Annotated in this window: 9 protein-coding genes; 1 reads left to right on the top strand and 8 read right to left on the bottom strand. The window is 68.1% G+C overall.

The window, feature by feature from the left end; genetic code table 11:
* Window positions 1–14: 14 nt before the first annotated feature.
* The gene (locus ACTJK0_RS20135) at window positions 15–1,259 is read right to left on the bottom strand and encodes an integrase catalytic domain-containing protein (protein WP_440744316.1); all 1,245 of its coding nucleotides are present in this window, start codon (window positions 1,257–1,259) and stop codon (window positions 15–17) included.
* Window positions 1,260–1,497: 238 nt separating this feature from the next.
* On the opposite strand from ACTJK0_RS20135, the gene ACTJK0_RS20130 reads away from it, so the two are divergent.
* Complete coding sequence (locus tag ACTJK0_RS20130; protein WP_440746380.1) at window positions 1,498–3,651, top strand: amylo-alpha-1,6-glucosidase; 2,154 nt, start codon at window positions 1,498–1,500, stop codon at window positions 3,649–3,651.
* Window positions 3,652–3,669: 18 nt separating this feature from the next.
* Here ACTJK0_RS20130 and ACTJK0_RS20125 read toward each other — a convergent pair whose 3' ends face one another.
* The 7 genes from ACTJK0_RS20125 to ribA form a co-directional block, all read right to left on the bottom strand.
* A complete protein-coding gene (locus ACTJK0_RS20125) occupies window positions 3,670–3,819 on the bottom strand; it encodes a hypothetical protein (protein WP_440746379.1) in 150 nt (49 codons plus the stop codon).
* A gap of 151 nt (window positions 3,820–3,970) precedes the next feature.
* Entirely contained in the window at window positions 3,971–6,589 is a 2,619-nt protein-coding gene (hrpB, locus tag ACTJK0_RS20120) for an ATP-dependent helicase HrpB (RefSeq protein WP_440746378.1), read from the bottom strand.
* An 83-nt stretch (window positions 6,590–6,672) separates the two neighbouring features.
* The gene (locus ACTJK0_RS20115; protein WP_440746377.1) at window positions 6,673–7,242 is read right to left on the bottom strand and encodes a hypothetical protein; all 570 of its coding nucleotides are present in this window, start codon (window positions 7,240–7,242) and stop codon (window positions 6,673–6,675) included.
* A 52-nt stretch (window positions 7,243–7,294) separates the two neighbouring features.
* Complete coding sequence (locus ACTJK0_RS20110; protein WP_110543165.1) at window positions 7,295–7,582, bottom strand: hypothetical protein; 288 nt, start codon at window positions 7,580–7,582, stop codon at window positions 7,295–7,297.
* A gap of 126 nt (window positions 7,583–7,708) precedes the next feature.
* A complete protein-coding gene (locus ACTJK0_RS20105) occupies window positions 7,709–8,224 on the bottom strand; it encodes a flavin reductase family protein (RefSeq protein ID WP_440746376.1) in 516 nt (171 codons plus the stop codon).
* A gap of 201 nt (window positions 8,225–8,425) precedes the next feature.
* Window positions 8,426–9,364, bottom strand: a complete 939-nt coding sequence (locus ACTJK0_RS20100) for a 5'-3' exonuclease (RefSeq protein ID WP_440746375.1) — start codon at window positions 9,362–9,364, stop codon at window positions 8,426–8,428.
* A gap of 84 nt (window positions 9,365–9,448) precedes the next feature.
* Entirely contained in the window at window positions 9,449–11,305 is a 1,857-nt protein-coding gene (gene ribA, locus ACTJK0_RS20095; RefSeq protein WP_440746374.1) for a GTP cyclohydrolase II RibA, read from the bottom strand.
* Window positions 11,306–11,562: the final 257 nt, after the last annotated feature.

Here is an 11,562-nt window from a genome sequence, read left to right as displayed (position 1 = left end):
CCTGTTGCCTCATGTCAATACCTCCGCGAAGGGGCATACGTTGCCTCATTGGAAAACCTCCGGTTGGGTCGGCGGTTCCAGTCCTCGTTGACTGGCGGTTTGATGGGCGCTGGCTGCTTGGCGGTGGCGAGGGTTCCGAGTTGCCCGGTGAGGGCCAGGATCTGCCGGGACAGGGCCGCGGGTCTGACTTTCCGGTACTCGGCGTTCATGCGGGTTGCCGCCTTCCTTTCGGTGTGAGGATCGGCGGCCGCGCGGCGGTGGGGGGTCGCCGGCGCGTCATGGATCTTTGTCACCGTGGCCCCGTGGCGGGTCTTGGATACGAGCTTCTGCTGGGGAAGCAGGTAGTTGGTGAAGGTACGGTCCAGCTCCCAGATTTGGTTCAGCAGCGCAAGTTCCGCGGCGGTGTCGTAGCGCAGGTAGCCCACCAGCTCACGGACCCTCGACCAGTTTTTCTGCTCGACGTGGGCCCCGTCGTTCTTGTTATACGGACGTGAGCGGGTGAAAGTGATCCGTTGTTCCTGGCAGAAGTCGAAAAGATCGTTGTTGATGAACTCTCCTCCGTTGTCCGAATCGATGCCGATCACCGGGAACGGGAAGGCAGAGATGGCTTGCTGGAGGGCAGCGAAGACATGCCTCTGGGCCTTGTTGGGCACGGACCTGTTCACCGTCCATCCAGTGGCGATGTCCGTGACGGTGAGCGTGAAGCAGTACTGTCCGGAACTGTTCGAGCCCTCATGGCCGACCAGATCGATCTCCACAAAGCCGGGCACGGCGTCATCCCACTGAGCCCACGTGCGGATCGGAATCTGGGACTTGAGCAGCGATCCGGGTTTGGTGTGGGACCGGCCCCGCGGCAGCAGCTTGGCCCGTTCCCCGGCCAGGCGCCTGTCGATCGTGGCTGCGCTCATCCGCCCGAGCAGCTGCGCCTGGGCGTCCGTGATGTCCAGGGCCTTCTCGTCGCGCAGCATCGGGACGAGTTCTGGCATCACCGCCGCCAGCAGCCTTCCGGCAGGAGCGCGCAGCACCGCCCAGCAGAACACCAGAGCAGGCTGCAGATCCGCCCCGTATACCGGTGCCCGGCCGGGCCTGACCGGCCTGGGCCGCGGAGGGTCCAAAGCATGCCGAAGCACCGCCCGGGCATGATCCCGGTGCCAGCCGGTCAACTCCACGACCTCGTCCAGGATTCTTCCCTTCCGGACCCTGTCCCCGGCCCGATAGGACCTGGCCAGCTGCTTCGTCACGGCCTTGCGCTCAGCCATCGTCAATCCCATCCACCCGGCCTAGCCTCCATCCGCCCACCCCGGCAACCGCCAACCCAAGCGGAGGATTATTAATGAGGCAACGTATCCCCCTTCGCGGAGGTTATTTACGAGTCAACGCGGCCCCTTACACGATGGGGGGCCAAAGGCGTAGCGTCTATTGCGTGGGGTAGCGGCGGCGCCTCCCTCTGTCCTGACCCGTCGGCCCCGGGCAACATCTATCGATGGAGGACCGGCGATGGCTGGATGGAATGCTGACACTGCTGCCGGACCGGTCGGAGCCGGAAACATCACCCTCGTGGAAGGGTCCTGTTTCTGCATTTCGCTGGCCAACGGGGACATCCACCCCGAGCATCCCCACGGTGTCTTCCATGAAGATACCCGCATCCTTTCCCGCTGGGACCTGAGGGTGAACGGCAAGCCGCTGGAGCCGCTGGCCGCTGAGGTGAAGGAGCCCTACCGCGCGCTGTTCATCGGCCGCGTACCCCGTTCGGATGGATATGCGGACAGTCCGCTGGTGGTTGAACGCCTGCGCGAGGTCGCCGCCGGAGTCTCGGAACGGATCACCATCCGGAACTATTCGTCCGAACCTGCCGAATGCACCGTCTCGGTCAGGGCCGAGTCCGATTTCGCCGACCTGTTCGAAGTGAAGGAGGCGCGCATTCAAAGGACCTGGGAGGAATCCCGCAGCAATGATGGCGACTCCCTGACCATCAGCGCGGTATGGCACGACGTCCTCAAACGGGTCTTCGTCCACGCAGAGGGCGCCGTCTCCACCCCTGACGTCCTGACCTACGAGGCACTGGTGCCCCCGCACGGCCAGTGGAGCAGGCAGCTCAGCGTGGTCCCGGTCAGCGGCGATGAACCGGTCCCGGCCTCGGCGCACCGTCATCCCACGGCACCTGACATGTCCCCCAGCGACCGCCGGCGGAGGGAATGGGTGGAAAAGATCCCCAAGCTCCACATGGGTAACCGGTCCATCGAAAGGACGCTGCGGCGCAGTTACGACGACCTCGGCGCACTCCGGATCCAGGACCCCGCCCATCCCGAGCGGGTCGTGGTGGCGGCAGGCGCGCCCTGGTTCATGACGCTGTTCGGCCGAGACTCGCTCTGGGCGTCCGAGATGGCCTTGCCTGTGGACCCTTCCCTGGCACTGGGCACACTGCAGACGCTCGCTGACAGGCAAGGCAAAGTAGTGGACCCAATGAGCGAGGAAGAACCCGGGAAAATCCTTCACGAAGTGCGGCTGGGCGTTTCCAGCGGCCTTGCCCTGGGCGGCAAGGCCGTCTACTACGGAAGCGTCGACGCAACTCCGCAATTCGTCATGGCCCTGGGCTCGGTCAGCCGCTGGGGCTTCGCCAAGGACACCATTGCCGCCCTGCTCCCCCACGCCGACCGGGCCCTGGACTGGGTCAGGGAGTACGGGGACAAAGACGGCGACGGGTTCGTCGAATATTCCCGCCTTAACGACCAAGGCCTGGTCAACCAGGGCTGGAAGGACTCCTGGGACGGCATCAACTTCGCCGACGGCAGGGTGGCCGAACCGCCCATCGCGCTTTGCGAAGTCCAGGCCTTGGTCTACAGCGCGCTGCTGTCCCGCGCATGGATGGCGTATGACGCGGGGGACGCACCGCTGGCGGCGCAGCTCACCGGCGAGGCCAAGCGGCTGAAGGAGAAGTTCAACGATGAGTTTTGGCTGCCGGACCGGGGCTACTTCGCGGTTGCCTTGGACCGTGACAAAAAGCAGGTGGATGCCTGCGCCTCCAATATGGGTCAATGCCTGTGGCACGGCATCGTGGATGACGACAAAGTGCCCGCAGTGGTGGAGCGGCTGATGTCTCCCGAGATGTTCAGCGGCTGGGGTGTCCGGACGCTGGGTACCGACATGGGAGCTTACAACCCGGCGAGTTACCATAACGGGTCGGTGTGGCCCCACGACAACGCCATCATCGCCGCAGGGCTGCTGCGTTACGGGTTCGTGGAAGAGGCGCAGCGCATCTCCACCGCCCTGCTGGAGGCCGCCGACTTTTCCGATGGCCGGCTGCCTGAGCTCTTTTGTGGCTTCAGCCGGGAGCAGGTCAGTGAGCCGGTACCGTATCCCACGGCCTGTTCTCCCCAGGCCTGGGCAGCGACAACGCCCATCATGCTCATCACCAGCCTGATGCGGTACGACGCGCACGTGTCCCGCGGCGGTTTCTGGCTGGACCCCGTACTGCCCGAATCCTATGGGGACGTGCACCTGACCAACGCACCCATCGCCGGAAACCGGATGACCATCGATGTTGTCGGCTCAGAGGCCGCTGTACAGGGGCTCCCAGAGGGAATCACGTTCCACCGTGAACACCGCCCATGGCTCACGGAACTCATGGCGGAAACCGGTCTGCTGGGCTAGCGCCGGGACGACCGGCCGCTAGGCAGCGTCCTCGTGCCACCAGCCTTCCCACGCGGCGGAGGTGAGCCGGCCGGCCGGGAAAGCCTCCGTGGAAGCCTCTTCCCGGGGGCGCCTGTCCTCGTCACGGCGGCCGTCCAGCAGCAGATTCAGGGTACTTACAAGAAACATGTTCAGTCCTTCCTGGGAGCGGGTGGACAACACCGTCCACGTGGAAAGGAGCCTATCCGGCACATGTTTCATCGGGGGCACGTGAAGTTTCGGATGTGTATCGGTTACCTCACGCGACGGCCCGGCGCCTGACAGGGTTCCCGGAGCTTGGCTATTTCCGTTGCTTGGTCCGTGCGGTGGCCGGGGCCGACCAGGGGTCCTCCGGCCACGGGTGCTTGGGGTAGCGGCCCCGCATTTCCGCGCGTACCTGGCCGTACGGGCCGGACCAGAACGAGGTCAGGTCATCCGTCACGGCGAGCGGACGCCTGGCCGGGGACAGCAGATGGAACAGGACCGGCACGCGGCCGTCCACCAGCCTCGGGGATTCGGCCAGTCCGAAGCACTCCTGCAGTTTTACCGCCACCACGGGCGGGGCAGCGCCGTCATCCGGGTCCGGGTAGTCGATCCGGACCGTGGAACCGCTGGGCACGGGAAGGGCTTCTGGGGCAAGCTCGTCCAGCCGGACCGCTTCAGGCCACGGCAGCAGCCGGCGCAAGGGATTGGCCAGGTCGATCGAGCTGACTGGTTTGCCGCCGGCAAGTTCTTCCAACTCGGGCCCCAGCCATTCATCCAGCCGGTCCAGCAGCGCTGCCGCGGTCACATCAGGCCATGGCTCCCCCAGCTCGCGGCGCAGGAACGCGAGGCGACGCCGAAAGGCGTCTGCCGCCGTCGACCATGGCAGTGCCGCCAGCCCTCCGGACCGCAGTGCGGCCGCAACGGCTTGCCTGCCCTGTTCGGCAGTGGGGCGCACCGGGGTGGAGGAAAGCAGGATGGATCCCAGCTTCCTGGTCCTCCGCGCTGCCAGCCTGCCATCGATGAATTCCGTGTCCACCGCGTCCGCGACGAGGTGCGATGCAGCCGTCTCGGCGATGCCAAGGGAAATTGGTGCAGCGGCCCGGATCACGGCACCGGTTCCGGCCGTGTCCCGGCCTTCCGCCCGGGACACTTCGGCCACGGCAAGCCACTCGTGGCCGGACAGGCTGCTGCCGGCAGGCAGGCCTGCCCTGGTCCCTGACGCCAGGAGGTACTGCCCGGCGTCCCCGCCGCCGGGGACCAGGCGTGCCACCCGGTCGGGGAAGGCGAGGGCGACGACGGCGCCCACCGCCTCCGCTTCGGTGCCGGGGCTGGCGGGAACCATCCCGGCTCCGGACTGGTGCCGCTCCGCCAGGCCAGCCAGCCGCCTGGATTCCTCCGCCCAGCGCCTTCCCGGCGGGCCGGCGTCGCCCCGGAGCTGGGAAAGCAGGCGGGGCAGGTCGGCGCCCGGTGCACGGTGGTCGCCGGAGAGTGCGGCAACTACCCCGGCGGCGTACTGGGCGCCGGCGGAGGCGCTGCCGTCTATCAGGGCGCGGGCAAGCCGCGGATCGGCGGGTATGTCGGCAAGGGCGCGTCCAGCCGCCGTCACGTGGCCGTCGCCGGAGACGGCGCCCAGCTCCCCGAGCACCTCCACAGCGTCGGCCATGGCCTGGCGGGGTGGCTGGTCCGGCAGGGCAAGTCCCTTTCCGCCGGGGGCGCCCCAGCAGGCGAGGATGAGGGCGGCACCCGTCAGGTCCGCGACGTTGATTTCCGGCGTTACGTGCGCGGGGGCGGCCCCGTATGCCTGTTGGGAGTAGCAGCGGACCACTGTCCCGGGGCCCTGCCGTGCGGCACGCCCGGCGCGTTGGTCGGCAGACGCCCGGGAACAGGAAACGGTGACCAGCCCGCTCATGCCCCGGCCGGAGTCCCGCCGGGGTTCCCTGGCCAGCCCGGAGTCGATGACCAGCCGGACCCCGGGTACGGTCAGGGACGACTCGGCGAGGCCGGTGGAGACGATGATGCGGGGCCGGTCGCCGGGACCCCGCCCCGATACCGCCCTGTCCTGCTCGGCTGCCCCCACCTGGCCATGCAGCTCCAGGACGTCGGCATGGGTGTGCGGGTTGCTGCGCAGCGCATTGGCAACCCGGGAGACCTCCCTGGCACCGGGCAGGAATACGAGGGCGTCCACCGAGCTGCCGGCACCAAGAGCCCGGGCATGGGCGTCCGCGGCCGTGGCGGCGACAAAGTCCAGGAAGCCCCGCGCCACTCCCCTGGCGTCCAGCCGCGGAGCCGGGGCGGGGAGCCACTGCACGTCCAGCGGATGGTTCACGGAAGGGCAGTCGACGACGGGTGCCGGCCGCCCGGCGTCGGGATCACCCAGCAGGGCAGCGAACCTTGGTGCGTCCAGCGTGGCGGACATTGCGACGACGGCGAGGTCGCCGCGGAGCGCCCGGACCTCGGCGAGCATGCCCACCAGGAGGTCTGTTTCCAGTTGCCGTTCGTGGACTTCATCCAGGACGACGGCGGCAATGCCGTCGAGCCCCGGGTCCGCCAGCAGGCGGCGCAACAGGATGCCCGGGGTGACGAATTCGATCACCGTCTCCGGCCCGGCCTGCCGTTCCCCGCGGACCGTGTAGCCCACCCGGCGGGTGGCAGTGCTGCCGTCCAGGGCAGCAAGTCGACGGGCGGCTGCCCGGGCGGCCACCCGGCGCGGCTGCGTGACGACCACGCGGCCCGACTGGCCGTAGAGATTTGCGAGGAGTGGGGGGACGAGGGTGGTCTTGCCTGTTCCCGGCGGCGCCTGGACGACGGCGGCGCCCGGCGGGACGCTTCCCCGCAGAGCCTCCACCAGGGCATCGAGGGAACTCCGGAAGGCGAGCCCGGCCCCGATGGTAACGAGATCGAAGTCGGCGCCGGAGTTGCCGTCAGGAGGAATCATCCATCCATTCTGCCCTGACCGGTCGGCCCCGGCGGGATTACGCCCTCAAACCGATTGCGGGCGCTGGCCTGTTCCTGCTTCGGTCAGGGCTTGCCCGGGCCCTTGCCCTTCCCCTTGGCTTCCTTGGCCGGGTCCTGGCCCTGGGGACCGTCCTGCGCCTGCGAACCCGGACCCTGCGGGGCCAGCGCGGGTTCCGGTGCTGCGGCCGGAGCGGCAGGTGCAACGGGCGCGGGATTGGTGCTTGCGGTATCGGCCAGTGCGGGTGCCGCGCCGGTAGCGTCCGGTGCCGTCGCGGTGGGGGGCGCAGGGGCCGCTGCTGCCACCTGGGTGGCGATGTCAGACCGGACAGCCGCGATCGCGGTCTCGATGCCGCGGTACCTCGCAGCAGACACGCGGCCGGCGGCGGCCGCCTCATTCAGGTCCTTTTCCAAAGCCTGGAGGGCGGCCAGCGCCCCGTCCATCCTGTTTTCCGCCGCGGCCTGGCTGATGCTCAATACCCGGACCTGGAACCCGTGCAGCACACTGTCTTCACTGACGCCGGGGCGGAATCCCGCTGCCCCGGCAACCAGGAGTCCTGCAAGCAGAGCGCAGCACAGGATGACGACGGCGCGGAGGCCACGGCGGGGACCAGCTGTTGGGTGTGCGGTTCCCAATAGCCGCACGGGCGCCACCGGGGCACTGTGCGGTCCCGTAGGCATTGCCGCCTCAGGCTGCATGCCTGCCCCGCAAAGGTACGGCGGACGCGGACCGGACCGGCAACACAGTCACCGGGGCGGGAGCAGCGTGTGCCCGCCCCGCGTCCCGGACCCGGGTAGCCTGCCGTGCCAGGACGAGCCGGGCACCTGTGCGCACGAGGGTGGCGACCAGCAGGCCGATCCCCAGCCCGAGGAGCACGTGTCCGGCCAAGTGGTATTGCCCGGCAGCACCTGCGGCTGCGGCCGCGCCGCCCACGGTCAGCATGACTGACAGGGCCGTACCAAAAATTGCTCCCATGGCTCCTGCTCCCATCCGGTTTAATCAGTAAGCTTACTAGTAATGCTCAGCAAGCTTACTACCTGATGGCTCCATGGCAATGGTGTTTCGCTGCGGGTGTGGTCCAGGAGGCCCGGACCACGAGAGTCAGCCCGCTGCTTCGAGCAGGCGTTCCGCCGGGGCGAGGCCGGCGTATCCGCCCTTGAAGAACAGCAGGGGGCGTGCGTCGTTCCGGGCATCGAGATGGCGAACCGCGGCCACCACGATGGTGTGGTCGCCGCCGTCGTACTCTGCGTGGAGCTCGCAGTCGATCCACGCCAGCGCCTGGTCCAGCACCGGATTGCCGAGCGGCGAGGGCCCATGGCTGACACCCGCAAACTTGTCCGCCCCGGACCGGGCGAACTGCCCGGCGAGGTGCTGTTGTAACGCCGGGAGGATGTTGATGGTGAACGAGCGGGCGTCGCGCAGCGCGGGCCAGGTGGTGGAGGTGCGGGCCGGGCTGAAGGTGACCAGCGGCGGCTCCAGGGACAGGGCGGCGAACGACTGGCAGGTGAAGCCGGCGGGACCCTGGGCCGTCGAGCCCGTGATCACCGTCAAGCCGCTGGCGAAGGTTCCGAAAATATCGCGAAGCCGGCGTGGGGCGAGATCTGAAGTGATTGTCATGGAATGGCCTCTCGTGTGGATCGTTCCCTCACCAAACCATCACCAATTCTGCCGGTTCAACCCTCCTGACATGGGCCGACGCGGACCGCAACGCAGTGTCATTCCCGGACATCCGGCGTCATTCGATCCTTGTTCCAAAAGGGGCCTTTATGTCTCTGCTTGACGCTTCACGGGACCCTCGCCGGGGGCGGTATAACGCCCCTACCCCAGCGAATCCAGCGCGGCGAGCAGGCGCCGGACGGAGCCGCCGAGGTTCCAGTCGACCGCAAGTTGTTCCAGCTCCGCGCGCGGCCCAGCTGTCACCGGCCGCAGCTGCGCGCCCGCTTCCTCCAGGCTGGGCAGCTCCAGGTCGCGTACCAGGCGGACGACGGCGGGGGCTGCTTCAAGATACCCGGCAGCCGCTGAGAGTTTGGCCCGGACAGGCGCGGCAACGCCGGCACCTGGATCATCCGCCGCCACCAGCAGCCGCTCGAGGGTCCCGTACTTGAGCAGCAGGGACGCTGCCGTCTTCTCGCCGATCCCGGCCACGCCGGGCAAGCCGTCCGAGGCGTCCCCCCGCAGGGTGGCGTAGTCGGCGTACTGCTGCGGCAGCACTTTGTATTTGGCCACCACCGTTTCCTCCGTGATGACCTCAAGGTTCTTCATCCCGCGGGCGGTGTAAATCACACGGACGGCACGCTCGTCGTCGCACACCTGGAAGAGGTCACGGTCGCCGGTGACAACGTCCACGGGAAAGCTGGCGTGGCTCGCATAGGTGCCCACAACGTCGTCGGCCTCGTGGTGGGGCGCCCCGACAATGGCGATCCCCGCCAGCTCCAGCACGTGGCGGATCATGGGCAGCTGTGCCTGAAGGCCCTCGGGCACCACCTCGACGTCGGCGCCGTCCGGAACCGCTTCGGCCACCCGGTGGGCCTTGTAGGTGGGAAGCAGGTCCACCCGCCACTGCGGACGCCAGTCGTCGTCCCAGCAGGCCACCAGGTGGGTCGCATGGTAGTCGGTGCTGAGACGGGCAATCATGTCCAGCAGGCCGCGCACGGCATTGACCGGGGTTCCGTCCGGGCGCCGTATGGTGTCCGGGAGGCCGTAGAAGGCGCGGAAGTACAAGGAGGCAGTGTCGAGCAGCATGAGGCGCTGGGGCATACCTTGATCCTGACACGGAAGTGGGGTCCTGGCACGGAAGGTGGCGGTGGTTCGGCAGGAACCCTGCGCCGCGGCGGGCTGGGCCTAGAAGGAAGCCGCCGTGAATCCCAGGCCAAGCAGGCCCCGGCCCGCCTGCTCCAGAATGGGGTCGGTACCCAGGGTGGGGTGGTTGAGGACGACGCCGACGTCACGCTGGATGCGCTGCAGCGGATGGGACAGCCGGTGGGCGCTGCCACCCGAGCCGGCCACCGCCAGGCGGACGGCGTCCTGGGCGGCTTCCGCGCTGAGGGCAAGCGAGAGCCGGAATCCGGCGCGCTGCGGCTCGCCCATGGCATCGGGAGAACCCGGTTGCGTAGGCAGTACGGACAGTGCGGCCTGCCAGTGCAGCTGTGCGGTGGCCACAGCACCGGACGTCCTGGCGTAGCGCGCCTGCGCCAGGACGGCATCCGCCTGGCGCGCTGCGGTGCCGTTCTTCTCCCTGGGGACCAGCAACTGGTTCCGGAAGAGCTCCTGGGCGTATTCCGCCGCACCAAGGGCCACGGCCGGCGCCACGAGGTTCAACAACGTGGCCATAGGCATATGGATCAGGGGGTCCGGGTGGATGAGGCTGCCCGGATTATCCGGTGCGGTGAGCCGCTCCCACTCCATCACCCGGTAACCGGGGACAAACAGACTGTCCGCCCTGAGATCGTTGCTGCCGGTCCCACGCAGGCCATCTGTATGCCACGCATCCAGCAGCTCCAGCTCAGCGACGGGAACGAGCGCCTGCAGCCGGACGCCGTCGAGCTGCACGGCCAGCAGCGCCCAGCGTGCATGCATGATGCCGGAGGCGAAACTCCAGTGACCGGAGACGGTGTAGCCGCCGGCAACCCTCGTTGCCGAACCGATCGGTGCGCTGGTGGCGGCGGCCAGCGGCATCAGCCCGCTGTTGAAGACTTCTTCCTGGACCTTCCGCGGCCAGCGGGCCAGCATCCACGCGTGCTCCGCGAGGTGGCCGGCGGTCCAGGCGGTGGAGGCGCAGGCCCTCGCGAGGTGCCTCACGGTTTCGCCGTAGGTGGCGGCGCCCAGTCCATAGCCACCGACGGACACGGGCGCGAGGAGGCGGTAGACGCCGGCCTCGTGCAGCTCCTGCACGGTCTCCGCGGGCAGGCGGCGCAGCTGTTCGGTTTCTTCGGCCCTGGCCCGGAGCCCGGGAACCAGGGCGTCGACGCGGGCGAGCACCTCTGCATGGCCTGGCGTTCTTCCGGCAACGGTCTTTGCTGGACGCACGACGGCGGCCCGGTTGAGTTCCAGCGTATGGCCGGTCCGGTCTCGCTTGGCCTCGAGGTACCGGGAGTTGGCCTCCGACAGGTGTACCCCGGTAGGAACCTGCTCTTCGATTGCGATTCCCAGGGCCGCCAGCTGGGCTGCCTTGTCGGGGTTGTTGGTGAGCAGCCGCACGGTGGTGGCACCGAGGGTGCAGAGCATCTGGACGGCGGCCGCATAATCCCGCTCGTCTTCGCCATGGCCGAGGGCAAGGTTGGCGTCGTACGTGTCCAGGCCCTGGTCCTGCAGGGCGTAGGCATCCAGTTTCGAATACAGGCCAATGCCCCGGCCTTCCTGCCGGAGGTAGAGGAGGAATCCGCCGGTGGAGGCGATGGCCTCAACGGCTTCGCGCAGCTGGGGTCCGCAGTCGCAGCGTTCGCTGCCGAAGACGTCTCCGGTCATGCACTCACTGTGCAGCCGCACCAGCGGTGGCCTGGCGCCGTCGAGCAGAACCTGCTCCCAGTCCCCCAGCCCCAGCAGCAGGTGCTCCCTGCCGTCCGTCAGTCCGTGGAATGTCATGACCTCGGCGGAGGCGGCGTAACCGTCTGCGAAGCGCAGCGGAACGCTGACCCTGGTGCGGACCGTTGCCGCGCGCAGGTCGTTGAGTGGCGCTGCGGAATAAACAACTGCTGTCATGGCGGTCCTCGGCATTCTTCCCTATTGGTTGAAGATTAAAGTAAGAGTACGCGCCAATGATTGATCCTTCAAGTATTTTGCCCTTTTGGTGCCACCTGCGTCAGATGTCGTAATGTGCCATGAGCGCGCGTGACCGGATCCCGGACCCCCGCTGGCGGAAGTCCCTATCCGGGGTAGCACGCTGCATGATGCCCAGGGAAGGGCGGCCGGCAAGCCGCTGATCGGTTCGCCCGGCGTCAACCAGGACGCCCTGACCA

The organism is Paenarthrobacter sp. 22069 (genome assembly GCF_052046035.1).
Taxonomy (GTDB): domain Bacteria; phylum Actinomycetota; class Actinomycetes; order Actinomycetales; family Micrococcaceae; genus Arthrobacter.
The sequence above is the reverse complement of the archived record's forward strand: the minus strand, read 5'-3'. Positions and strand labels throughout refer to the sequence as shown.